This window comes from Rhodanobacter sp. PCA2, assembly GCF_013620825.1.
Lineage (GTDB): Bacteria > Pseudomonadota > Gammaproteobacteria > Xanthomonadales > Rhodanobacteraceae > Rhodanobacter_A.
Window position 1 is genome coordinate 1 of sequence record NZ_NJIC01000049.1, and the last position, 25156, is coordinate 25156.

At 66.5% G+C, this 25156-nt stretch carries 19 protein-coding genes and 1 pseudogene; 8 read left to right on the forward strand and 12 right to left on the reverse strand.

Going from position 1 to position 25156, the window contains the following annotated elements:
• From PCA_RS15390 to PCA_RS15425, 8 genes and pseudogenes are all read left to right on the forward strand, one after another.
• Positions 1–338 (forward strand): annotated as a pseudogene (locus tag PCA_RS15390) (O-antigen polymerase); the annotation flags it as partial.
• Between the two features lie 5 nt (positions 339–343).
• Positions 344–1894, forward strand: coding sequence for an oligosaccharide flippase family protein (locus PCA_RS15395; protein ID WP_181303495.1), 1551 nt, complete (start codon positions 344–346; stop codon positions 1892–1894).
• Entirely contained in the window at positions 1891–3237 is a 1347-nt protein-coding gene (locus PCA_RS15400; protein ID WP_181303496.1) for a phenylacetate--CoA ligase family protein, read from the forward strand. The genes PCA_RS15395 and PCA_RS15400 overlap by 4 nt, the downstream gene beginning before the upstream one ends.
• A 17-nt stretch (positions 3238–3254) precedes the next feature.
• A complete protein-coding gene (locus PCA_RS15405) occupies positions 3255–4370 on the forward strand; it encodes a glycosyltransferase (protein WP_181303497.1) in 1116 nt (371 codons plus the stop codon).
• Positions 4367–5539, forward strand: coding sequence for a glycosyltransferase (locus PCA_RS15410; RefSeq protein ID WP_181303498.1), 1173 nt, complete (start codon positions 4367–4369; stop codon positions 5537–5539). Before PCA_RS15405 ends, PCA_RS15410 begins: the two co-directional genes overlap by 4 nt.
• The gene (locus tag PCA_RS15415) at positions 5536–6177 is read left to right on the forward strand and encodes a polysaccharide deacetylase family protein (RefSeq protein ID WP_181303499.1); all 642 of its coding nucleotides are present in this window, start codon (positions 5536–5538) and stop codon (positions 6175–6177) included. The genes PCA_RS15410 and PCA_RS15415 overlap by 4 nt, the downstream gene beginning before the upstream one ends.
• Positions 6174–7343 carry a glycosyltransferase family 4 protein gene (locus PCA_RS15420; protein ID WP_181303500.1) on the forward strand — a complete coding sequence of 390 codons (1170 nt, stop codon included), beginning with the start codon at positions 6174–6176 and terminating at the stop codon, positions 7341–7343. Before PCA_RS15415 ends, PCA_RS15420 begins: the two co-directional genes overlap by 4 nt.
• Positions 7340–8542, forward strand: coding sequence for a hypothetical protein (locus tag PCA_RS15425; protein ID WP_181303501.1), 1203 nt, complete (start codon positions 7340–7342; stop codon positions 8540–8542). Before PCA_RS15420 ends, PCA_RS15425 begins: the two co-directional genes overlap by 4 nt.
• A 1-nt stretch (position 8543) precedes the next feature.
• On the opposite strand, the gene PCA_RS15430 is transcribed toward PCA_RS15425, so the two are convergent.
• The 12 genes from PCA_RS15430 to PCA_RS15485 all read right to left on the reverse strand — a co-directional run bounded on the left by PCA_RS15430 (position 8544) and on the right by PCA_RS15485 (position 25036).
• Complete coding sequence (locus PCA_RS15430) at positions 8544–9377, reverse strand: alpha/beta fold hydrolase (protein ID WP_255436911.1); 834 nt, start codon at positions 9375–9377, stop codon at positions 8544–8546.
• Positions 9374–10093: an alpha/beta hydrolase gene (locus PCA_RS15435; protein ID WP_181303502.1), complete on the reverse strand. Its 720-nt coding sequence runs from the start codon at positions 10091–10093 to the stop codon at positions 9374–9376. The genes PCA_RS15430 and PCA_RS15435 overlap by 4 nt, the downstream gene beginning before the upstream one ends.
• Before the next feature lie 50 nt (positions 10094–10143).
• The gene (locus PCA_RS15440) at positions 10144–11457 is read right to left on the reverse strand and encodes an outer membrane beta-barrel protein (protein ID WP_181303503.1); all 1314 of its coding nucleotides are present in this window, start codon (positions 11455–11457) and stop codon (positions 10144–10146) included.
• Between the two features lie 79 nt (positions 11458–11536).
• Positions 11537–12313 (reverse strand): polysaccharide biosynthesis protein, encoded by a 777-nt coding sequence (locus tag PCA_RS15445; RefSeq protein ID WP_255436912.1) that lies wholly within the window; start codon positions 12311–12313, stop codon positions 11537–11539.
• A complete protein-coding gene (locus PCA_RS15450) occupies positions 12310–13854 on the reverse strand; it encodes an XrtA system polysaccharide chain length determinant (RefSeq protein ID WP_181303504.1) in 1545 nt (514 codons plus the stop codon). Before PCA_RS15450 ends, PCA_RS15445 begins: the two co-directional genes overlap by 4 nt.
• Before the next feature lie 35 nt (positions 13855–13889).
• Positions 13890–14423, reverse strand: a complete 534-nt coding sequence (locus tag PCA_RS15455; protein WP_343204478.1) for an XrtA/PEP-CTERM system exopolysaccharide export protein — start codon at positions 14421–14423, stop codon at positions 13890–13892.
• A gap of 555 nt (positions 14424–14978) precedes the next feature.
• Positions 14979–15959, reverse strand: coding sequence for a hypothetical protein (locus PCA_RS15460; RefSeq protein ID WP_181303506.1), 981 nt, complete (start codon positions 15957–15959; stop codon positions 14979–14981).
• Positions 15960–16393: 434 nt separating this feature from the next.
• On the reverse strand, positions 16394–17398 hold the full coding sequence (locus PCA_RS15465) for a hypothetical protein (protein WP_181303507.1): 1005 nt from the start codon (positions 17396–17398) through the stop codon (positions 16394–16396).
• Positions 17398–19773, reverse strand: coding sequence for a hypothetical protein (locus tag PCA_RS15470; RefSeq protein WP_181303508.1), 2376 nt, complete (start codon positions 19771–19773; stop codon positions 17398–17400). Before PCA_RS15470 ends, PCA_RS15465 begins: the two co-directional genes overlap by 1 nt.
• 563 nt (positions 19774–20336) lie before the next feature.
• Positions 20337–20621 carry a BPSL0761 family protein gene (locus PCA_RS15475; protein ID WP_181303509.1) on the reverse strand — a complete coding sequence of 95 codons (285 nt, stop codon included), beginning with the start codon at positions 20619–20621 and terminating at the stop codon, positions 20337–20339.
• 549 nt (positions 20622–21170) lie between these two features.
• The gene (locus PCA_RS15480) at positions 21171–21821 is read right to left on the reverse strand and encodes a Fis family transcriptional regulator (protein ID WP_181303510.1); all 651 of its coding nucleotides are present in this window, start codon (positions 21819–21821) and stop codon (positions 21171–21173) included.
• 92 nt (positions 21822–21913) lie between these two features.
• A complete protein-coding gene (locus PCA_RS15485; protein WP_181303511.1) occupies positions 21914–25036 on the reverse strand; it encodes an N-6 DNA methylase in 3123 nt (1040 codons plus the stop codon).
• Positions 25037–25156: the final 120 nt, after the last annotated feature.

Consider the following 25156-nt stretch of genomic DNA (forward strand, 5'->3'; position numbering starts at 1 on the left):
GCCACCTTCGCCGCGTCGCCGCCGCGCTACCGCCGCCGCCCGCGGCGAAGGTGGCCGACGCCGCCGCCGCGGTGCGCGGGGACGCGGCCGAGCAGGCGCTTTCGCTGACCCTGTTCTGCGCGCTGTGCGGCTTCTTCCTGGCCGCGTTCTTCCTCAGCCGCAGCTACAACATCATGCTGTACACGCTGGCCGCGATCGTGGTGGGCCACTACACCAGCATGCGCAAGCAGCACGAGTCGCTGCCGCTGTTCACGCTGTCGGTCAGCGGCTGGCGCTGGCTGCCGATCGCCATGGCGGCCGTGGTGGCGCTGTACATGCTGGTGGCGGTCCTGCTGTGAACGCCATGAACTCCCGCTCGCTCGCGCTGCGCAACACGCTGTTCTCCTCGGTGGGGCTCTACGTCGAGTACTTCCTCGGCATGGTCTGCGCCGTGCTGATCGCGCGCCACCTGGGGCCGCACCAGTACGGCATCTACGGAATGTTCATCTGGTTCGCCGCGATCGGCATCGTGGTGACCAACTCCGGCATCACCACCGGGGTGATCAAGTTCGTCGCCGAGCTGCGCGGCAGCCGCCAGGCGGAACTGATCCGGCCGATGCTGGGCCACATGCGCATGGTGCAGCGCTGGCACCTGGTGGTGGTGCTGGGCCTGGGCCTGGCGCTGTTCCTGCTGTTCGGGCATCGCTATGCCGCCGAACTGGGCACGCTGGAGTTCGCGCTGCTGGCCGCCGCGGTGGGCATGCGCGCGCCGTACATGTTCAACGTGTCGATCGCGAAGGGCTTCGAGGCGTTCGACGCCACCGCCCGCATCACCCTGATCGCCGCGCCCACCAACCTCGCGCTGGTGGTCGCGGCGATGCTGCTGCACGGCGACATCCTGTGGTTCGTGGTGATGTACTCGGCCTCCAGCGTGATCTTCCTGCTCGCCTCGCAGTACCAGGTGCGCCGGCTGCTGGCGCCGCTGCCGCGCGGCGGCAGCCTGCCGGCGGAGCTGCTGCAGCGCATCCGCCGTCACCTGCGCATCGTCTCGCTGACCATCATCGTGAGCTTCGTGATCGCCAGCGACGTGGAGATCCTGTTCCTCAACATGTTCGCCAGCGCCGACTCGGCGGGCTACTTCAAGGTGGCCTACCAGCTCGCCAGCGGCATCATGCTGCTGGTGCCGGGCGTGTTCAGCGCGGTGCTGCTGCCGATGATGGCGAAGGCGCTGAGCGAGGGACGCAGCGAGGGCGGCCGCCGCTTCGTGGCGGCGACCTCGTACCTGGCCTTGCTCGGCGCGCCCATGGTGGCGTTCGGCGCCTGCTTCGCCAGCGCGGTGATCGGGCTGCTGTACGGCAACGCCTATGCCGCAGCCGCGCCGGTGTTCGCGCTGTGCATGCTGGCCAGCGCGCTGAATACCTCCGCGCAGGGCGCGACCAGCCTGCTGGTGAGCGCCGACCGCCAGCACGTGATCCTCACCCTGACCCTGCTGTTCGGCGTGTTCAAGATGGCGATGGACGTGACCCTGATCCGCGCGTACGGCCTGCACGGGGCGATGACCGCGATCGTGGTCGCCGCGGTGGTGAGTTCCGGGGCCTACCTGCTGCTGGGCATGCGCGTGGGCGGCCAGCCGCTGGATTGGCGCCGGCTGGGGCGCATCCTGCTCGCCGCCGCGCTGGCCGGCGGGGTCGCCGCGCTGGTGCTGCCGCTGCGCCTGCCGCCGCTGGCGACCCTGCTGCTGGGCGGCCCGCTGCTGCTGGGCGCCTACGCGCTGCTCACGCTGTGGCTGCGCTGCTGGACGCTGGCGGACATCGAGCAGCTGAAGGACTTGCACCGGCGCTTCGCCGCGGGGCGCCCGCTCGTGCTGGGGCGGCTGCTGGACTGGTCGGGCACGCGGGCGGAGCAGCGGCCATGAGCGCCTACGAACAGTTGTTCCGCCGCGTGCTGTATCCGGCCTACGAGACCGGCCTGCGCCGCCGCCGCACCATGGAATGGATCGCCGCCTACGAGCGCGACCAGTGGCTGGCGCCGGAACGGATCCGCGCGCTGCAGCTGGAACGCCTGCAGCAGCTGCTGCGCCACTGCGAACAGCACGTGCCCTGGTACCGCCAGCGCTGGCGCGAGCTGGGCATCGCGGCGGCGGACATCCGCAGCCTGGACGACTACGCGCGCCTGCCGGTGCTGGGCAAGGACGAGATCCGCGAGCACTTCGAGGAGTTCAAGGCGGACGGCTGGCACGACCGCCTGCTGTACAAGGCCACCGGCGGCTCCACCGGCCAGCCGATGCGCTTCGGCTACACCCGCGAGAGCAACGAGCGGCGCACCGCGGTGATGTGGCGCGGCTACGACTGGGCCGGCGCGCGCATGGGCCGGCGCACCCTGTTCCTGTGGGGCGGCGCGGTGGGCCAGCCGCATCCGGTGAAGCAGCTGAAGGAGCGGATCTACCACGCCGCGTTCGGCCGCCGCATGCTCAACAGCTTCCACATGACCGACGCGAACCTCGGCGAGTACGCCGACGCGATCGACGCCTACCGGCCCGAGGTGATCGTGGGCTACGTCGGCCCGCTGGTGCGCCTCGCGCAATGGCTGCTGGACCAGCAGCGGCAGGTCGCGCGGCCGGCGTCGGTGCTGGGCGCGGCCGAGGCGCTGCACGGGTTCCAGCGCGAAATCATCGAGCGCGCGTTCGGCTGCCCGGCCTACAACACCTACGGCTGCCGCGAGGTCATGCTGATCGCCTCCGAGTGCGAGCAGCGGCACGGCCTGCACGTCAACGCCGACCACCTGGTGGTGGAGCTGCACGGCGCCGCGGCGCCCGGCGCCAGCGGCGAGGTGCTGCTCACCGACCTGTCCAACTACGGCATGCCGCTGCTGCGCTACGCGAACGGCGACATGGCCACGGCCAGCACGGAGACCTGCCCCTGCGGGCGCGGCCTGCCCTTGCTGGCGCACGTGGACGGCCGCAAGCTGGACGCGATCCGCACGCCCGACGGCCACCTGCTGCCCGGCGAGTTCTTCCCGCACATGCTCAAGGACGTGCCCGGCCTGCGCCGCTTCCAGCTGGTGCAGTGCCGGCTCGACCGGCTGGAGCTGTCGATGGTCTGCGACGAGCGTTTCGACGACGACTCGCTGGCCTACATCCGCCGCGAGCTGGCCAAGGTGGTCGGCGACGGCGTCACGCTGGATTGCCGCCTCGTCGAAGACATTCCCCTGACGCCCAGCGGCAAGCTGCGCGTCACCGTCTCCGCCCTCAACGAATGAACGCCCTGAACGCATCGATGAACATCACCCACGTCGTGGAAAACCTCAACCGCGGAGGGCTGGAACGCGTCGTGATCGACCTGGTCATGCTGCAGCACCAGCAAGGCCACCGCTGCCAGGTGGTGTGCCTGTTCCAGCGCGGCTCGCTGGCGCCCGAGCTGGACGCCGCCGGCATCCCCGTGCACGCCTGCGACAAGGGCAGGGGCATCGACTTCGGCGCGCTGGCGCGCGTGCGCCGGCTGATCCGCGACCACCGCACCGAGGTGCTGCACAGCCACAACGCGGTGGCGCACTACCTCGCGGTGCTGGCCAGCGTGGGACTGGACGTGGGCAAGGTCGTCAACACCCGCCACGGCATGGGCGGCATGCAGCGCTGGAACCGCGCCGAGATGCTCTATCGCGCCAGCCTCGCCCGCACCGACGCGGTGGCGATGGTGTGCGAGGCCGCCTGCGACGGCGCCCTCGAACATCGCCTGGTGCCGCGCGACAAGCTGCGCGTGGTGCCGAACGGCTTGCGCGTGCAGGAATTCACCGTCGCCTCGCCGGCCGCGCGCGAACGCCTGCGCGCCTCGCTGGGGCTGCCGCCGCAGACGCGCCTGGTTGGCACCGTGGGTCGCCTCAACTGGGCCAAGGACCAGGCCAACCTGATCCGCGCCTTCCGCCGCGTGCACGAACAACTGCCGGACACGGCGCTGGTGCTGATCGGCGACGGTGGCCTGCGCGGCGAACTGGAAGCCTGCGCACGCGACGAGGGCGTGGCGGCGGCCGTGCGTTTCCTCGGCGACCGCAGCGACGTGCGCGACCTGCTGCAGGGGCTGGACGTGTTCGTGCTGTCCTCGGTGAGCGAGGGCTATTCGATGGCGCTGCTGGAAGCCTCCGCCACCGCGCTGCCGATCGTTGCCACCGACGTGGGCGGCAACCGCGAGATCGTGCGCGACGGCAGCACCGGCAGCATGGTGCCGGCGCGCGACGTCGATGCGCTGGCGCAGGCGATCCTGCTGCTGCTGCGCGAGCCGGCCCGCGCCGCGCGGTACGGCACGGCCGCACGCGCGATGATGGAGGCCAGCGGCTCGCTGGAGGCGATGGCCGTGCGTTACGCCGCGCTCTACGAGGCGCGGAGGTCGGCGGCATGAAGCTGCTGGTGCTGACCAACCTGTTTCCCACGCCCTGGGACCCGCTGCGCGGCGCGTTCAACCGCCAGCAGTTCGAGCGGCTGGGCCGGCGCCACGCGGTGGACGTGCTGACCGCGGTGGATTTCCGCGAACGCCTGCGCGGGCGGCGCGGCGAGGTGCAGGTGCCGGGGCTGCGCACCGACCATTTCGTGTTCGTCTATCCGCCGCGCTTCGGGCGCGCGCTGCATGCGGCGTGCTGGCTGCTGTCGCTGCTGCTGCAGCGCGGCTGGCGGCTGCGCGCGGCCGGCTACGACTGCATCCTGGCGAGCTGGGCATACCCCGACGCGGTGGCGGCGGGCGGGCTGGCGCGCCTGCTCGGCATCCCTTGTGTGGTGAAGGTGCACGGCAGCGACCTCAACGTGCAGGCCACCCACGCGCTGCGCCGGCCGCAGATCGCGGCCAGCCTGCGCGCCGCCGCCGCGGTGGTGGCGGTGAGCCGGGCGCTGGCCGCCAAGGCCGTCGCGCTGGGCGTGGACCCGGCGCGCGTGCACACGATCTACAACGGCGTCGACGGCGGCCGCTTCGCCCCCGGCGACCGCGGCGAGGCGCGCGCGCGGCTGGGCCTGGAAGACATCGCCGGTCCGCTGCTGCTGTACGTGGGCAACCTCAAGGAGAGCAAGGGCTGCCTGGACCTGCTGGAAGCCTTCGCGACGTTCGCGGCGACGCAGCCCGAGGCGCGCCTGGTCTACGTGGGCGAAGGCGCGTGCCGCAACTTGCTGGTCGCGCAGGCACGCGCGCTCGGCATCGAGGAACGCGTGCGCCTCGCCGGCGCGATGCCGCACGCGTCGCTGGCCGACTGGTTCCGCGCCGCCGACCTGCTGTGCCTGCCCAGCCACAACGAAGGCGTGCCCAACGTGGTGCTGGAGGCGATGGCCTGCGGCACGCCGGTGGTGGCCACCCGCGTGGGCGGCATTCCCGAGGTGGTGCCGGAGTACGCCGGGCGGCTGGTGCCGCTGGGCGACCGCGCCGCGCTGGCCGACGCGCTGGCGCAAGCGGCGGCCCGGACATGGGATCATGCCGCCATCGCGGCACACGCCCGCAGCTTCAACTGGGAGTCCAACATCGACCAGCTCGACGCCATCCTGCAGCAGGCGGCGCCCGCCGTGGCCGTGGCGGAGGTGCTGCGATGAGGCAGCGCCCCATGCGGCAACACCTGCTGGGCCTGCTGCCGGAGCGCCTGGTGCTGGTGCACGGCCCGCGCGATCCGGGCGCGCTCTACCTCAGCTTCGACGACGGCCCGCATCCCGAGCACACGCCGCGGCTGCTGGACCTGCTGGGCGAACACGGCGCGCGCGCCAGCTTCTTCCTGGTCGGCCAGCGGGTGGAGCGGTATCCCGCGCTGGTCGAGCGCATCGTGGCGGAGGGCCATGCCGTGGGCAACCACTCGTACAGCCATCCGCTGTTCCGCCAGCTGGACCTGCGCGCGCAACTGGACGAGGTGGAACGCACCGACCGCCTGCTGGCGGACTTCGACCGCAGCGGCCCGCCGCGCTTCCGGCCGCCGCGCGGCGACCTGTCGCTGTCGCTGCTGCTGGCGTTCGCGCGGCGCGGCCGCAACCTCGCCTACTGGTCCTACGACAGCCTGGACTACCAGTCGCGGCCGTCCGCGGAACTGGCCGCGCGGCTGGAACGCCATCCGCCGGAAGACGGCGACGTGCTGCTGATGCACGACGACAGCGACTGCGCGGCGCAGGTGCTGGCGCGCCTGCTGCCCGCCTGGCGCGGCGCCGGCCGCAGCCTGCGCGCGCTGCCGCCGGTGGCGGCATGAGGATCCTCTACCACCACCGCACGCGCGGCCGCGACGTCGAGGGCGTGCACATCCGCGGCGTGGTCGGCGGCCTGCGCGAACTGGGCCACGAGGTCCGCGTGCTGTCCTTCCCCGGCGCGGACCCGGAGCAGGAACAGCCCGCCGGCCCCGCGCAGCCCAGCCGGCAGGGGCGCCTGGGCGCCCTGGTCTCGCGCATGCCGGGCGTGCTGTTCGAGATGCTGGAGCTGGGCTACAACCTGGTCACCGCGGTGCGCATGCGCCGTGTGTTCGCGCAGTTCAAGCCGCAACTGGTCTACGAGCGCTACTCGCTGTTCCTGTGCGCCACCGTGTGGCTGGCGCGGCGGCGCGGCATCCCGGTGATCCTGGAGATCAACGACTCGGCCCTGGTCGAACGCGTGCGTCCGCTGCGGCTGAAGTCGCTGGCGCGGCGCATCGAGCGCTGGTGCCTGCGCAACGCCACCGGGCTGGTGTTCATCTCCAGCTACTTCAAGCAGCAGGCCGAGACCGCCTACGGCGACATCGCGCCCTCGGTGGTGTCGCCGAACGCAGCCGACCTGACCCGCTTCGATCCGGCCCGGCACGACCGCGAACGCCTGCGCGCCGAGCGCGGCGTGGCGGGGCGCGTGGTGTGCGGCTACGTCGGCGCCTTCGTGCACTGGCACGGCGTCAACGGCTTCGTCGAGGCGGTGGCCGCGCGGCTGGCCGAGACGCCCGAACTGGTGCTGGTGCTGGTCGGCGACGGGCGCAGCCTGCCCGAGGTGCGCGCGCTGGTGCAGGCGCACGGCCTGGCCGACCGCATCCTGCTGCCGGGACGCGTGCCGCACAACGAGATTCCCGCCTGGATCGCCTGCATGGATTACGCGGTGCTGCCCGACTCCAACCACTACGGTTCGCCGGTGAAGCTGTTCGAGTTCATGGCGATGGGCGTGGCGATGGTCGCGCCCGACTACGCGCCGGTGGCCGAGGTGGTCAGCGACGGCCGCACCGGCTGGCTGTTCCCGCAGCGCCAGCTGCAGGCCTGCGTGCAGCGCGTGCTGGAACTGGCCACCCAGCCCGAGGAACGCCGGCACGTCGGCGCCGCCGCCCGCGACTACATCGTGCGCGAGCGGCAGTGGCGCAACAACGCCGAGCAGTTGCTCGGCCTGCTGCCGGAGGCGCAGCCATGAAGATCGTCGTACTCGTCGTCCTGGCGCTGGCCCTGCTCGCCGTCGCGGCGGTGGCGCTGGCGATACGCTCGCGCAACATGCAGATCTGGCTGGGCAGCTACCTGCGCCGCCGGCCGCCGCCGCGTCCGGCCAGCGGACCGGTGCACGTGATGTTCGCCTTCGTCGACCACTTCGAGCCGAACTGGGGCAGGGTGGACCTGGCCACCCAGCGCGCCCGCGTCGACCGCTGGTGCCACGACTACCGCGCCCTCGCCGGCCGCCACCGCGACGCCGACGGGCGGCCGCCGCAGCACAGCTTCTTCTATCCCGAGGAGGAATACGTCGAGGAACACCTCGACAAGATCGCCGCGCTCTGCGCCGAGGGCTACGGCGAGATCGAGATCCACCTGCACCACGACAACGACACGCCGGCGAACTTCATCGCCACCATCGACCGCTTCAACAAACTGCTGCACGAACGCCACGGCGCGCTGCCGCGCGACCCGCGCACCGGCCAGCTGCGCTTCGGCTTCATCCACGGCAACTGGTGCCTGGACAACTCGCGCGCCGACGGCCGCTGGTGCGGCATCAACAACGAGCTGATCCTGCTGCGCGAGCTGGGCTGCTACGCCGACTTCACCCTGCCCTCCGCGCCCAGCGACACGCAGACGCGGATGGTCAACAGCATCTACTACGCCACCGACGATCCGCTGCGCCCGAAATCGCACGACACCGGCGTGCCGGTGCGCGTGGGCGGTTCGCCCAGCGGCGACCTGATGATCGTGCAGGGTCCGCTGGGCCTGAACTGGCGCGAACGGCGCATGGGCGTGATGCCGCGCATCGAGAACGCCGACGTGCGCCGCGGCTGCCCGCCCACGCCGGCACGCGTGGACCACTGGGTGCGCACCGGCGTCCACGTCGAAGGGCGGCCCGAGTGGATCTTCGTCAAGGTGCACACCCACGGCACCCAGGAACGCGACATGGACACCTTGCTGGGCGAGGCGGCCGAACGCATGCATGCGCACCTGGAGCGCGCGTACAACGACGGCACCAGCCACGTGCTGCACTACGTCACCGCGCGCGAGATGTACAACATCATCAAGGCCGCCGAAGCCGGCAAGAGCGGCAACCCGGACGACTGGCGCGACTTCGAACTGCCGCCTCCGCCGCACAGGATGCGCGCCCCGGCGCCGGCCACCGCGGGCGCGGCGGCGGAGTAGCTCAGCCGGCCGCCACCCGGGGCGCGGGCGGCGGGAACTGTTCCTTCAGCCAGCGCTCGACATGCCCGAACATGCGCTCGCGGTCGCAGACCAGGGTGTAGGTGTGGTCGGTGCCGTCGAGCAGGTCCATGCGCAGCGCCGGATGGTCGGCCACCTCGCGACCGTAGCATTCGCGGAACTGGCGCGGATGGTTGAACTGCTCGCCGATGCCGCCGCTGTAGACGAAGTAGAGTTTCAGCCCGCGCGCCAGCATCGCGGCCAGTTCGCCGCGCACCTGCTCCTTCGGCGGATAGACGCTGCCGAAGGTGACCTCCTCCGGCGCCACCGCCTGGCGCAGCTTGCGCGCGAAGAAGCCGTGCCAGCGCGCCGGGCTGAGCAGCCGCGGCAGATAGTGGCGCAGCTTGAAACCCGTGGTGCGGTAGATGTAGCCGTCCAGGAAGATCGCCCCGGCCACGGCCGGTTCGGTGCAGGCCGCGGCGTGCGCGCTCTGCGCGCCGCGGCACAGGCCGACGAGCACGAAGCGCGTGCAGCCGGTCTGGGCGCGCAGCAGCGCGACCGCGTCGCCGACGTCGGCGCGGACCTGCTGTTCGCGCGAAGCGGCTTCCGCGCTGGCGCCGCTGTCGCCCATGGTGGAGAGGTCGAAGCGCAGGGTGGGATAGCCCAGCGCGTTGAGCCGCCGGGTCATGTCCACGTGCAGGCGGAACGGGCCCACGCGATGCATCAGGCCGGTGTTCAGCACGATCACGCCCACCGCGCCGTGGGCGCCGGTCGGCAACCCCACCATGCCCACCAGATGCCCGGCGCGGCCGAAGCGGAACGCGCGCTCCGGCATCATGCCGGCTGCCCTGCGGCATCCACGACCAGGCGCAGCAGGTCCGGCGCGAGGATGGCGTGCTCCAGCCGGTGCAGGTCGCCCCACTGCGTGCCTGGCCGCATGGCGACCACGCGCGCGCCGGCCTCGGCCAGCGGCGACCAGCGGCCGGCCTCCGGCTGCTGCAGCGAATCGACGATCAGGGTAGGCACCCGAACCGGTGCGGCGCGCCATGCGGCCACCTGCGCGCGCCAGTGCAGGCTGACCGGGAAACCCAGCCACTGCCCGCCGGCCTCTTCCGCGCTGCGCGGACGCACGTAGTGCAGCGGATCGTTGCGCAGGGTTTCCTGCCAGGCATCCAGTTCGGCCACGTGGCTCGCGCCGTCCAGCACCGGGTCCCACAGGATCAGCTGCGCGAAGCCCGCCGCCGGCGCTGCCGCCAGCGCCAGACTGCCACCCAGCTGGGCGCCGAAGCCGATCACCATGCTGCAGCCGCTGCGCACGCGCAGCTCGGCCGCCGCCTGGCGGATGTCGGCCACGCAGTTCTGCCAGTCCAGCGACCCGCTGTCGCCGGCCGAATCGCCGCTGCAGCGATAGTCGAAACGCAGCGCGCATACGCCCTGCGCGGCGAGGCCGGTGGCCAGCTGGCGATAGAGCCGGTGCGTGCGCAGCAGCGACTGCCCCAACGGCGGACACAGCAGCATGCCCACGGAAGCGTGGCCGCCAACGCCGTGGTACATCCCCATCAGCGCTCCATCGCGACCGAACTGGCAGGGTTCCGATGCCGGGGTCATCGCTGGTAGACGAAGCCGACGTAGACTTCGTTCGCGCGATAGCCCTGCCCCGGCGCGCTGCTGGTGCGGCGGCGGTTGACCAGCGACGCGCGCCAGCTCCAGTGGCTGTTCATGAACTGGCGCACGGCCACGCCGATGTTGGTGGTCGTGTCGCGGCGTCCCAGCAGCGTGGTGTAGGTCACCCGTTCGATGTTCGCGAAGGCGGAGGCCGTCAGCCGGGGGCTGATCCGGTAATCAAGGCCGGCCGCGCCGCCGCGGCCGGTCTGGTCGGGCTGCAACCCTTCCAGGTAGTGCAGCTTGTTGTACCAGGGCGACAGGCTCGCGGTGAGGCGTTCGTTGCTGTAGTCGTAGTGGCCCTCGAGGCGCTGCTCGAGGTAGACGCCGCTGCCGATCACCGCCACGCCGGTCTGGATGCCCAGCGGCGGGCTGGTCGGCGTGCCGGTGGTCGGCGGCCCGGCGAGGTTGATGAGATCCTGCGCGGCATCGGAATAGCTGCGCGTGTAGGCGATCCCGAACTCGTTGCGGGTGCTGGCGTGCCAGGTCAGGGCGATGCGCCCCATCGGATCGGAGACCGACCCGTAGCCCCGCTGGAAACGGATCCGCGACCAGCCGGCCGACGCGTCCAGGTCCAGGTGCGCCAGCTTGCGCGTGTAGCGCATGAACGCCTGGTCGCGGCTGTAGTCCACCTCCTCGCGATCGTCGAAGTTGACCTTCTGCGATTCGAGGTTGAGCGAAAGCTGGCTGGTCGGCGAAACGTCGCGGATCAGGCGCAGCGCCGCCTCGCCGCGCGAGGAATCGAACTGGGTGGTGCGCGAGGCGCGGCTGTTGATGTAGCGCAGCTCGGCCTGGCCGCGCGTCGCGCTGCCCAGGTCGAAATGCAGGGTCGGGCCCACCGTGAGCACGTTGGTCTGCTGCTGGTTGCCGGGCGCGTCGCTGGACAGCGCGCTGATCGGCTGCACGCTGGCGTAATCCTGCGCCACGAAGTCCAGCCGCTGCGGCAGCACGATCCAGTTCACCTGGCCGGCCAGCGAACCGACCTTCTGGTCCGAATAGGTGTTGCCCATGTAATTGCGGTATTCGGCGGCGCCGGACACGCGCGCCTGCACCGTGGCGCCCTGCTGGATGTAATCGAAGCCGAAGCCGGGCACCAGCACCCACTGGCTCACCGGCGCCGGGCCGCTGAGCGTGACGTTGTCGCTGTGTTCGACGCCGCCGTAGAACGAGTAGTCGAACTGTCCGGCGAACGCCGGAGTTGCGGCGAGCGTGAGCGCCAGCGAGACGGCACGGGCGAGCCGGATGGTCGAGGACATGGGTGGCGCTCCTGCATATGTTGCGCGGCCATGGCCTGCGTCCGGCCCCCCGACCGGAACCCGCAGCCGCCGCGGGGCCTCAAGGCACCTGGTTGAACACCACGCCGGCCAGCTTCTCCGGTTCGAATTGGGCCGCCGCCTGGCTGATCGCAGCCGGCGTGTCGCGACCGTAGCCGGCCACCAACACCACGAAGTCGGCAAGCTCCGAAAGGATGCGCGCGTCCGGCGAACCCTTGACGGGAGGTCCGTCTAGGAACAGGTAGCGGTCCGCATAACGGTGGCGCATGGAATCCAGCAGCGCATGCATGCGGAACGAGGAGAAGTACTCGCCGCTGGCTTCGCGCGCGTCCCCCACCGGAATCAGGCGCAGGCGCGGCACGCCGGTGGCGTAGATCTTCGAGGCGATGCCCTGGGCGGGATGCTCGAGGAAATCGATCAGGCCGCCGTTGGCCGCATCGACGCCCAGCGCGTGGTGCTGCTCCGGATAACGCAGGTTGCAGTCGATCAGCAGGCTGGTCCGCGCCTCGTCGAACGCAAACGCGGCGGCCAGGTTGCGCGCCACGAAGCTGGCGCCCGAGCGCGGGCTCACCGCCACCACCAGGGTGACGAAGTTGCCGGGTCCGGCCATGGTCAGCAGGCGCGTGCGGATCTCGCGGAAGGTGTCCGATTCCTTCCGCGACGAAGCCTCGCGGTGCACCAGCCGACGCTCCTCCAGCTGGCGCGGCGCCAGCGCGCGCGGCTCGGCCATCAGGGCGATGGTGTGCGCGGACACCTGCTGCGGCAGGTGGTCGATCTCGCCCGCCCCGTTTTCGCCGGCCTGCAGCACGGTGCCGGACATCGATTCATCGGGCTTCATGCCGCCCCCTTGAGCTTGAACACGAACAGGGCGAAGTAGGATACCGCCACGACCGCCAGGATCGTCGCCAGCATCAGGTTGCGCAGCTGTTCGCGGCGCTTGTCCTGCGGCGTGGCGTAGTAGGGCACGGTGGCCAGCACGGGCAGGCCGGTGAGCCGCTCCAGCTGTTCCGCCGAGCGCACCCGCGGGTCGAACCGCGCGACGCCGAACAGCAGCCCCAGCGGCAGCGCCAGGCCCAGCAGGGTGCCGGCCACGGCGAAGTGCAGGAAACGCAGCCCGGTGGGGATCAGCGGCATCAGCGCGGGGTTCTGCACCGCGAACGTGAGCCCCTGCTGGTTCGCGTCCAGGTCCATCGACACGCGCGCGTTCTCGCGGCGCTTCAGCAGGTCCTGGTAGACGTCGCGGTTGACGTCGTAGTCGCGCGTGAGCTCGGCCGTTGCATTCTCGGAACCGGCGATGCGACGGCTGCGCTCCAGCTCGGACGCCAGCATCGCCTGGCTCGCGTTCATCCGCGCGGTGCCGGCGGCGATCTGGCCGCGCAGGTCGGCGAGCTGGCTCTTGATCTGCTGGTACAGCGGGTTGAACTGCGCATTGCCCCCCAGCGACGGAGACCTGCCGCCGGGGTTCTGCCGGCTGCGCTCGGCCTGCGCCAGCTGCTGCTGCAGGTCCTGCATCTGGTGGCGCACGCGCACCACGTCGGGATAGTCGTTCGTGTAGGTGAGCAGCAGCTTGTCCAGCTGCGCCTGCAGGTCGGCCAGTTGCGCCTGGTAGAGGCTGGCCGTGGTCTGCACCGCGGAGACCGCGGATTCGCCCGACAGCTGTGCCGCCAGCGAGGCTTCCTGCGAGCGCTTCTCCATCACGTCCATGCGGGTGTTCTCCACCTGGGCGCGGAGTTCGTTGATGCGCGCGGCGGTGGCCGCCTCGGTGCCGGGGCGCGCATCGACGTTGTTCTCGCGGTAGACCTTGAGCTTGTCCTCGGCGCCGGTGAGCTTGCGCTTGTAGGCCTCGACCTGGCTGTTGATGAACTCGAACGCGTCGCGGCTCTCGCGCTGCTTGGAGGCCAGGCTCTCGCTGATGAACAGCTGGCCGAACAGGCGCGTGACCTTGTAGGTACGCGCGGGATCGGAGTCGTGGTAGCTGATCGTCAGCAGGTTGTCGCGCGAGAACCGCACCTGGGTGCGCGACTTGATGCCGTTGGTGATGCGGTCCAGCTCCACCGGGTTGGGGTGGCTGGCCAGCCAGCCGCCCTCGGCCAGCACCTTGTCCAGCACCTTCTGGCTGAGGATCACCGCCCGCGCGATGTCGGCGCGGTTGGTGGTGCCGGTGGGCGTGGCCGCGCCCTTCATCAGCGGCGCGATGATGTTGCTCTCCTGCACCAGGATGGTGGTGGAGGCCTCGTACTTCTTCGGCCACAGCAGGCCCAGCACCAGCGCCGCCAGCATGATCGCGGCGAAGACCAGCGCCAGCGCGACGCGACGGCGGCGGCCCTCCTCCAGCAACACGGGCAGCAGGGACTGGATGGATACCGGTTGTTCGTTCATGGCGCTCGCCTCTTCCTGAGCCCCGCAGCCTCTTCTCAGAAGTTGCGCTGGGGTACCGTTATCACGTCACCGGGTTGCAGCGGATAGTTCGTCCCGAGATCGCCGCTGTTGAGGATCTTGCTCAGCCGGACGGCATACGCCTGGCTGTCGCCCTGGCCGGCATGCCGGAACAGCTCGGTGCGGTCCGGCGCGGCGAACTCGGTGACGCCGCCGGCGGCGAGCACCACGTCGAGCACGGTCATGCCGGGGCGGTAGGGCAGCGAGACGGGAGTGCGCACGGCGCCGGTGACGCGCACGCGGGCCAGGTACTCGTGGCTGCGCAACTGGGTCAGGATCACCGCCACCTGGGGGTCGCGCACGTAGGCCTGGAGCTTGTCGCGGATCGTCGCGGCCACTTCCTCGGGCGTCTGGCCGCCCGCCTGCACGTCGCCGATCAGCGGCACGGTGATCTTGCCGTCCGGGCGCACCGGCACGGACACGCTGAGCTCCGGGTTGTGCCACACGGTGACCTGGAGCTGGTCGTCGACACCGATGCGGTAGTCCTTGACCGCCATGGCGTCAGGATTCACCTTCGGCGGCTGGGTCGACGGCGCCACCGAAGCGCAGCCGGCTACCATAGCTGCCAGGAAAAGCACAACTAGAACACTAAGGCGTTTCATGGACATCCCCTGATTCCGTGACGTTGACGTTAGCATATCGTGAACCAAGGGGGCGTAATTTCGATGTGAAATCCCGACCCTCCCCTACAACCCGAGGCCTAGGCTGACAATACGTAGCGCCATGGGATGACACGGTGACGAAGGATCGATGTCTGGCGGCACAAAAAAAGCGGCCCCTCCAGTCTAGGCGTTCAGTTAATCTGTTGATATCGACCCGCAAGGAACGCTACAACCCCCGGAGTTCACTCCGGGGGTTTCTTTTGCCACGCGCCTATCGCAAGAAGTCGGGGCCTCGGCTAAAGGTGATGTTGCCGTACTCCCATTCACCTTCGACCGTTGGGCGCCAGCGGTAGCTCATCCATCCAACCAGTTATTCATCTGCATGGGGAGATCGTCCGTGCGGCGATGCCGCCCTCGGCCGAAAGCCGCATCTGCTCGTCCGGAACCGGAGCTATCGTGATAGTCCTAGGTCGACTCGTTCACCAGGGCCCTGATTCGCTGCACATAGGACTCAAGCCTGCTATCCGATATTTTTCCACCCAGGATTTCAACATTCCCCCTGCGATGCTGGAGAAGCGCTGCCCGGATATCCTGCTCGCGCAGCCGCTGACCTACGCGCCGTCGCAGAGATGCAATCACCGCGTCCAGTCGCTTCTCGTCTGCAGGATGCGACGTGTGCCACGTCGGAAAACGCGCCCACGGCACCAGTTCCTCATAGATGACATTCTGCGTGTAGGTCCAGCCTAGCGACTGCTCCTCCGGATCAGCGTCACCAAGCGCCTCGCATAGGCGTTCCAACCTGCCGACATACTCGACGGCGTCTTTTCGGTTCCGCCACGGCGGATTGCCATCGTTAAACAGGTAGCCTGTCCCCGCGCCCTTGTTCGAAAACCTCCTGAGCTGGTCGAAGCTTGGACGCGCATGCAGGTTGCCGAACTGGCTGTAGTCGACATGATCGTTCACCACATAGCCAACCGGCTTGTAGTGCCGATTGAGGACAATCCTGTCTCCCACGTCGTCCACGACCTCGTGAACCACGTAGGGTAACCACCATCGCATCTCCGCCATCGCCAAGCTGTTGCTATTGATCCGATAGCGGGGACGCGACAGGATCGACTGCATGTAGTCGATGGCAAACTGGGTCGCATGCCACGGTGACACGAAGTTGGCGTGGATGGATTTCAGGTGCTGACCGAACGTTTGCGGCCTACGTTCTTCACCACCCTTGGTTGGACGCAGCGCTTCCTTCCAAGCTTCCTCAGATCGCTCGAAGTGGTAGGGAACAAAATCTCGATTGCGCTTCATCAACCACGACCAGTTCGCGAAACCTTCTTCGATGGCTACTTGGTCGAGGGCCTTGCTATGGGAGATGCTCGATGATCGAGCGAGAAGCTTCGCCTTGCGCTTGAGCTGCTCGATCTGGGCTGGAAAATAGTTTGATCGCATGACACTTCCCTGGTTGCGCCGCTAGCGATCGATGCGCCCGCACACCAAATCCTGCGGCAACCGGAAAGGGTCGACCACATAGCTGCAGCCATGCTGCAGTTCACGTTGCTTTTCGAGCTTCGCCAGCGCGGGCGGGCAAGCCGACGTTTCGCGGCTGGCTCGCACTATACACCCGAGCTTTGGTGGCGTTGCACGAGCGCCGACGTCAACACCATCCGAATGAATCAGTCGGCATCTACCACTGCGCGTGTCTCACGTACCGCAGTGGGCGTGGCTTTGGGTTAATCGTTCGTCTTTCCGCTTTCGACGGCGATTTCAGCCGGTCAATGCAGCTCACTGATGGCTCGGCAGCGGTCGGAGTGTTGCATGCGGCATGTTGGAGCAGGATCCAGCACCAGCACTCTGATCGCCGAGCGCACCATCGACTCCACCTCCTATGCGGGTGCCGTCATCGCTGCCGCCGCCTCCCTCAAGCATCGCCTCAGGTCGATACTGGCGTGGTAGACGAGCGCCACTGGATAGGTGCCGTACTCGCCTGCATGGGCGGATGCGTTTTGTGCCTGATAGGCGGCAAGTAGAGCCAGCAAAATGGCGTGTGCGTTCATCACCTCGCGCACCATGGGCTGCGGGACGCGAAGTAACCAGGTGAAGGCGACCGGTTTAAGCCGAGTATTAGTCGGCAGTGAAAGCGCTTGAGCCAATTTGCAAGCTAGGGCCACCAGTTTATTAGGATCGACGCGCACGATCCGCCGCAGCAGCTGAGACACTAAAGAGGGCACGTCCTTCTTGGCACCAGGCCGATATCCTCGAACGTTGGAAATACTGTCGAGGTGAATCCGATAATCGCTCAGAATCCTCGTGGCGTTGACGGCGTTCCCGTCGTGGAGTTCCGCCAGCAACGCCTCGACGGCTGCTTTGTGGCTGGCCAGCTGACCATAAAGACGGCCCAGCAAGGCCGATTCCAAATCAAAGACCAGCTCAGCAACGTTCTCGATCCGCGCTTCGGGCGCATTGAGCAACACCAGAGCTGATGCCCCGAAATCTTCGAACGCGAAGTAGGTTTCGCGCGAGGGTGCCACAGGAAACCAAGGCGGCAACGCCACCGGTGAACCGCCCTGGCTCAACCGGAATTCGGTGGTCGCCACCACAACGATGCTCAGTCGTTTGACGCTACAGGGCGCGAGCGACTCAAGCAGCTCCCGATGCAAATCGAAGAACTGATTGGCATCGCTCATCAAGATGTTGCTGTTTGTGAACAGGGGGTCTCGAAGGGGCAACCCGATCACGGCCTCACCATCGTCAGAGACGTTATGGAGCTCCTTGGCGAACCAGCCACGTGGCTGGTCTGTGACCTGAATCCAAAACAGCCGAAGGCATTGCCCCGGATTCCAAGGGGCCTGCGTGACACATTCAAGCACGCGTTCGGGGGTGAACTGCATCAGTTGATCCTTGGCATAACGGAGGCTGCAAGGCGCCCCATGAGCGGGATACCCAACAGCACTTGGCCGCCATGCTCCCGGAGGAAGTTAGCGAACTTGGCCTGGGCCAGCAGCCGGTCGGGCATGATATTGGTCGCCAGGGTGTACTTGGCTGCTATACCGCGATAGGCCATTGCTGTGCAGCGAAGCTTCTGTGGATGGGCTTGAGCAATGTCTCGTACAATTCCTGTGATGGCGTACAGCCAAGGGGTGTCGTGGCAGCACTGCTCGCCGAGATACTCGGCCAGCATGTTCTGAAACAGGCCGTAATGCGGACTGCGTGCCAGCCGTCCCACCGTGAGGCACTCCCTTGCGAAGTCCTTGTAGGTGTGCGCCTGCAGGCCCTCTCCCGGATAGTGGGCCTGCTTCACGATCAGCCAGTCGCAGAAATCGGTCATTAGATTGACCGTCAGATAGGGATGACCGTTGGTTTCCTGGTACACCGCATCCGCGAAGGGAGCGGTAAAGGGCAAGCGTGGCGAGAGCACATTGCGCAGGAACTGGTTGAACTCGGCTCCCTCGGCCGCGTGCTCGTGGCTAAATAGCGGGAAGCTGTGCTCACGGACGTTAGGGGTCAGCTGGTTCTGAGCCAGGAAGATGGCGTGAGCGTCTGGACGTTGACCCATGAAGATCAGCACGTTCTTCTGTGAGAAGGCGAGCATCTGACTCAGCAACGGCTGAGCCACGACGTAGCGGATCAAGGGATCGCGATTGCCCAGATGAAGCAGTAGGCCAAACAGGCTCTCGTACTCGTCCAGCAGGAAGACTTGCTTCTTGGCCGGAGCTAACCGGGTATGGGCCTGTTGGCATTCGGCGACAATGCTTTCAAAAAAATGCGGCTCAACCATCTTGCCGGCGGTCAAAGCCTGGCTGACGCGTCGCTCGAAGATGTTCTGGTCCAGCGCAGCCGGCTGATGGTCCATGGTCTGATAGATCACTTGCGTCTCCGGCCCCATCTCGGCCAGCCGGCGCGCTGCGGTGGTTTTACCTGAGCGGCGGACGCTGCACCAGACGAACACGCCGATGCCGCGCTGCAGATCCTGGAACACCTTACGAACGCTATAGCGTTCGACCGTCAACTGCTCACGGGACTGTGGCTCGTCCAGCGGGAAATCCCGGGCATGATTCGTCACGATACGAGAGGCGTCGATGGTCCCGGGCTGGATCGCCAGGTAAGCGCCTAGGGGTACCGCAGCGAGCTCAGCTAGGCTTTCGATATCGCTGGCCTCGGGACGGGTCGCAGAGGCGTCGATGACCTGCTCGTGTCCTTGCTTGTCGACCCATTCACGAACCGGCTTGTCCAGTGTTGCCATGGTGAGTGCCGCACGCAAAGCGAGGCTGTCGTCCAACAATCGGGTATCGTCCACCGTGCCGTTGTAATAGCAGCACACCAGAAGGTCACGCGGGACGTTGACCCCGTCGATGGAATAAATGAGGTCTAGACGCGGCACGTTGATGCCCACGCGACTCAGCCGTGGGAGCACGTATTGGTCGCCCATCACCCGGCTGGTTTGGTGCTGAACGGCCAGTAGCGCAGGCACGACTGTGCGCAGAGGCTCGTCGAACAATCCCGGATGCGAAGCCAGCAGCTCGAGGGCCTCCGAGCCACGCACGAATCCAAGGGCGGGCAACCAAGAGGTCAGATCTTGGGCCAAGAGCGCCGCCCCGGGCACATCGTCAAACGAGGCGTCTGCATAACCCTGGAGCACACCCACGATCATCATTGAGATGAGGTCCCAAGATAGGGCCGCGTCGTGCGCCTTGCGGATGACGTTACGGTGCTCAGCCAGTAGCGCCATGAGCAAGTAGAGGAACTGCCTTAGCCCATGAATGGACTTCGCATGTACGACCTCAATCGCCAAGCCACGGCCGCATGCATGCGCGTAACCGCGGGTGTAGATGTCCGTCGAGTGCCTGGCGAACAGCAGCTTCAAACCATCAATCACCTCCGCCCGCTCAGGCGCGTCATGCAAGCGCCGGTACGCATCCTGAAGGATGTAATTCATCCTCTCGCGATAGAAGGTGTTCCACTGGAAGATGTGCTTGTCGCGAAGCCCATCCAGGTGGTTTTGCCACGCCACGAGCAGGGCGGCGCATTCGATCGGTGCCGGCGGCTCCAGCCGCTGGTCCAGCAGCTCCGTCAAGTCGCGCCGTTTGCGCTTATGGAATTGATCCACGAGTCCGCGCAGCGTGGGCTGCAATAGACGAAGCTGATCGAGGCTGGCGCTATCGAGCAGTTCGCGAAAGGACTGATAGGCTTCGCCCCACGCGGTTTTCTCCACCCACGCCTGCAGCTGCAGCAACTGCTCCTGCACCCGCCCCTCTAACAGCGCCATATTCTTCCCCCGTTAACACATCAGGATGCTTCACGCTGATGTTGGGTCGGCGGAGCATCGCTACCGACATCCTAAGAGAATTCTGGGCAATGGCGAAGTCTTGACGGGCCGGGCCGGTCTTGCGTTGCCTGCGTCCCGCCCTTGTGCGGCAGTCGGCGACCTCGCGGCCAGCGCGGCATTTGTCAGTTCAGGATCGACAGATCCGCGCAGAGATGACGCCAATGGGTGGCGTCAACGCCAAGGGAGCGGCCCAGGACAAGGCAGTGTCCGCCGCGGCCAGTGTTGTCGAGGCGCCGTCGCCTATCGCACCCGCGGCAGTCGTGCACATGAAGGAAGCACTGAAAAAGGCCGCCGCATGCTGCGGCACCTCGGGGAGCCAATGCGCATGACGTGATCACCGCGAAGTTGGTTGACGGGCGTCCCCCTGCTACGGTCTTCCCGAACGATTCTCAAACCGTGATCGACCTGGTCAACGAAGATGCGGATACGTTGTCATGCGACGTTGCCCTAGCGTAGGGCTGGTCCTTCTGGATCGCGAACTCGTCGTCAACTTCTTCGGCAACTCACGCCTCCTCCGGCCAAGCAAGTCGAGTGGAGTAACGAAGGGGGCCGAAGCGACCCGCTTCAATCCCCGGATCGACCTCATCTGGAGACTTCAGCATCGGGCCAAATCCGAGCGGATGGTATAACAACGCCATGCTCGAAATATCCTCAAGGGTTGGGAAGTGTCGTGCGATGGAAACTGCGCTCCTCCTGACATCAAGTGGCAAACTGCGATCCCGGGCAAGCTCAATCAGAAAGCCGCCAGCCCATACCAACGCTCGGGTTCTTTCATTCGGCATGGTCATGGTCGATCCTCGTGGAAACTGTGTGACATAGCTTCCCTTGAAATCGTCGCAAGAGTTGCGACCAACCCATCCATATGCATCGGTCGACACCCTCCGGCACCGTCTCATTCGGTGCGACCCACGCACGGTAGTTTTCTTCGGTCACAAGACATCGCTGTGGGGATCCGCATGCACGAAAAACGTCGCATTGCCCTTGACGCGCCAATACTTCGCGCGAGGCGTACTGTGTCGATTGCTTGGTGGTCTGGCATGAACTCCGTGCAGCCGAGCCGGAACTCACCGATGCCATCCTGGAAATGGGACTCGATGAGCCTAATGCGGCACAGTGGATCTGCTAACTTGGTAAGGAGGGCGACTCGCTTGCAGGATGGGTCGTTGCCGGCCGTAGTGTCGATGCCCTGTCGACGGTGCAGCTAGCCATGCACGGATTTCTTGATTAGCTTTGGGGGCATTGCATGAGCACCAACCTCCACCCTTCTGAACGAATCAGTCGGCATCAAGTCCTGAACGCGTTATACATGAGCCACAGGCGAACAGAGCCCGGGCTATTCAACTCTCGAGGGCGTCGCGAACGGCTTGCTTCCGACCGCGCTGTACGGATGCTCGTGGCAGCCCTGGGAAGCCCAGGAAAATGTGTGAGATCACGATAGTGCCATGAGCCGGCGCTTTCTCACGCGATCGCAGGTGCTCGGTGTCGAATAGCGATTCGTCAGGGAAAAAGTCTGATGGTGCACGGGTCTGCTTGCCGCCGACGGTTTCCATGTACAACAAGGTTTTGGCTTCCGAGCCGTTGAGCCATTGGGCCAACGGCGGCACACAGTCGTCCGCGTGCGTGACCAGGATGCCGACCATCACGGCCAGTGGCTGGCGCAGGCTGTATTCACCCGTGACGAAACGCAGGATGCCCTCTTCGCCGACGTAATAGTCGCGGTGAGACTTCTGGTGTCCCAGCTTCTTGAACTCAAACACGAGCTCCAGGGCCGGATCTTCCTTGTTGGAGAAATACTGAATATCCGTGCGTTTGCGCTCGACTATACGCACGCCTTTGGGCGTGGTGCGTCGAAGTTTCCCCCGTCGCGTCTCATAGGTCCACAGGCCCGTGAGTTTGTGAATGGCCTTAGTGTCATACAAATGCTGACCCAGTAATTCGGTCAGGCACGGTTCCTTCTCGTGGGGATTGAACGTCTCCGGGCTGCTCATTACCAGCTCGTCCCAAGCAGCGTGAAGCGCACGGACGACCGTGGGAGCATCACCCGCCTTGAATGCTCGATGCCACGACGTCCTGTCAGTCATCAAGCGGCCCGCTCCTTGGCACGTGGCACTTGGGTGGTCGCCTCGACGATGCGCTCGGCATCGCGGTGCGCCTGCCGGCGAAGCCAGAGGCGTTCGGCCTGCGGCTTGATGAGGTAGACGGCGTCTCCGGCCACCAGCACGACGTCGGGTACGAAATACAGGCCGTCGCTCACCGACAGCGGGAGAAGGTCACGCTGCCGCAATTGGGCCAAGACCTGTTGCACGACGGCATCGTCATGGGTGCTATGCGCCTTGGGTTTGCCTGTGGGAGTCAGCGAGACGCGCACGATCCCGAACGGGCCGCTGCGATCCTGTCGTGTCAGGAAAGCCTCGACGGCAAACCCCCCCTCACCGCCGCGTGCATCACGCCAGGCCTCCAATTCGGTTCGCAGTGCAGTCGTGTAGGCCGCGGCCTGGGATTCGGACACGCGCAGGCGTGCCAGTTCGAAGACGCGCGACAACCCATAGGGGCGCATCGCCGGCAGGATGGATTCCACCGTCTCGTGCACCATCGCCTGGGTATCGTCATTGAGGCCGAAGTAGTTCTCCAGCAAGCGTTCCACGTCGGGCCGCCGCTCCATCCAGCGCTGTTCGCGCTGCAAGGGGTTCGTGCGCTCCAACACGCGGGTCATGTCGGCCACCTGCCGAACGATCGCCCGGGCGGCCTCCGGCTGCGGATGCCGCTCCGGCGGATAGAACGGAAAGCGGTCGATGTCGGTCAACGACACGCGGTCACGGTCGCTGAGCAACTGGTAGAGCTGCGTCACCATGAAGTAACGCACCAGATCCGAGCGCAAGTAGATGGCCGCGAACCGCAGCAGGTCTTCGTCCTCGACCGGGCCGACGATGACACCCACACTGCTCATGAACGATGCCGGGCCGTTCACGAACGCAGCACGCACTGAGCGATCCGGGGCGGGTCCGTCCGGGAACAGGATGCGCGGCCCATTGAAGAGATCCATCAGGTCGTCCGGATCGCGAGGCAGGTGTGTGATCTCGCGTCGCGGAAAGGGCTCGGCTTCCGCGGGCAACGCCACCGGGCAGTCGTAGAGATGCGACGGACGAATGAACGGACGATCCCAGAGCGGTCGACTGCTGACCCAGTCGGTTCGCGGTACGGCATTGTCGGTGCGGTGGAATCCCTTGCGTCGCCGCCACCGTTGCCGAGGACCGCGAAAAAGGTCGCCGAAGGTGCCGCGCAGCCTTAGCTTGGCCCACAGCGCCAAGTCGAAATCATCCCCCCACATCCGGGTCACCAGCTCCCGGTTCGAATGGGCGATCGCCTGGGTCTGTACTTCGTGACGATCCACTCCATGCAAGGTCAGACGACCGAAGGCTAGGCCGACGTCGGCCTTGGGTGCCCAATACTCGAAGGTCTCAGTGGGCGGAATGGTGTGTTGGCCGGTCGCGTCCGGGCCCCGACGCTCTGCGAGCAAGACCACACAGGAGAAGCGCCCGTCGTCGAACAACAGCTCCTTGAGGTCACCGAAATTGATCACGCGACGCCAGATGACACGCGTCAACCAGCCGGCCAGAAACTCTTGGCTGGTCGACTTCAGCAAGAGGCTCATCGGCAGGATCAGGCAGAGGCGCCCGTTTTCCGCCAGGTAGTCTTCCGCGCGCCAGGCGTAATCGGCCGCCATCTGACGCAAGGCGCGTGGCACCTTCTCCTGTGCCTCCTTCGACACCTTTTCCACCCATGTATCCGCCGAGGTGCGTTCCCCCGGATCAGGCTCCATCCACGGAGGATTGGACAAACACAAAGTGAGGTCGCGCCGCTTCAAGTGCGGATTGGTCGGGGAAAAGAAGTCGCCCTCGGCATCACCGCTGAAGAGGTTCTTGCCTTGCAGCGTCGGCAGTTTGACCTGCGCGTCCTCTTGCAATGCCACGATGTCGTTCGGCTCCAGTCGTTCGAGCAACGACAAGTACAGACTGAACGCGGTCACCTTGCAGGCGGCCCTGCTTAGGTCGCTGCCGAAGATGTGTTCCTTTAGGAGCGTGATGCGTTCGCGCAGCGACAGCTGCACACCCTGCCGGCGTGCCTCGGCCTCGCCAAGCATGCGGCGGAAGGCGGTGGTCAAAAGAATGCCCGAACCGCAGGCGCCATCGAAAATGCGCTCGGCGAGCACGTCGCGCGAGTGCTCAAGCGCCTGGGTCACTACCAGGTTGGCCAGATGCCGCGGGGTGTAGTACGCCGCCAGTTGCTTCTTCGAGTCTCGTCCCAGGAACGACTCGTAGATACCCGACAGCAATTCCACCGGAATGTAGCGGAAGTTGTACGGGAAGAAGCTTGGCTGGGCTCGCTCCAGGTCTGTGGCATCGAGAAAGTCGCTGATGATCTCGTACCCGCGGTCGGACAACTCCACCCACAGGGAGGTGGTCCCGTTTTCGGGCTCGAGGAAGTCGCCGTTGAAGTCCTTCTTCAGGCGCGCCAGAAGGTGCTCCAGCCCGGCCCGGTCACGTTGTGCCACCAGTGCACGCAGCACGCCGACCTTGCGTTTGTCGCGATAGACCGGGCTGACGATGCCGCGGTGTTCCAGATACGAGACAAACAGCACCTGGCCCACCAGGTACTGTGCATCGTCGCGCGACAACGCTGCCCCCTTGGGGGACTCGGCTGCCAGGTGTCGTACCGTCTCACGCAGATTGGCGAGGAGCTTGCGGTCTACGCGCTCTTCCTGCCGGAACCAATCGGGATATCGCTCACGAACGTCGCCGGACTGGATATCAGCACAAGAGAGCGGGCCATCCGGTCGTGCGTCGGAGAGCGACAGGGCGGTGCCTGCGGCCCGCTTGGGTACGACCGGGACGGGCACGACGGTTTCTGCCGTGCACACCAAGAGAACGGACAAAAGCCCCTGGTTCCACACGCGCTGACGCAGCGTCGTAAGGCGCGCTTCATCGAGCAGCAGTGAGCCGTCGTCGACCAGGAAGCCGACCGTAGGCACCCCTTCAACATCGAAGACGGCTTGAACGCCGACCGAGTCGGTCGGCTGGAGCAGGTCGTGGAGTTCGGGTGCGTAGGGGTGGCGACTCGACGCTGACCCGGCCATATGCAGGGACGGCGAGGCCGAGTCGTAACCCAGTCCATTCAGCCAAAGGTGGAGGCGTTTGTCCGTCATCGCACCGTACTGATCTGTCGCGTCCCAATGGTGGCCTAGTAGCACCGTATTGCGATAGTAAGCAAAATATGTAGACTACGCAACATCATTGCTATACATGTTTTGATTGATATGGCCTTG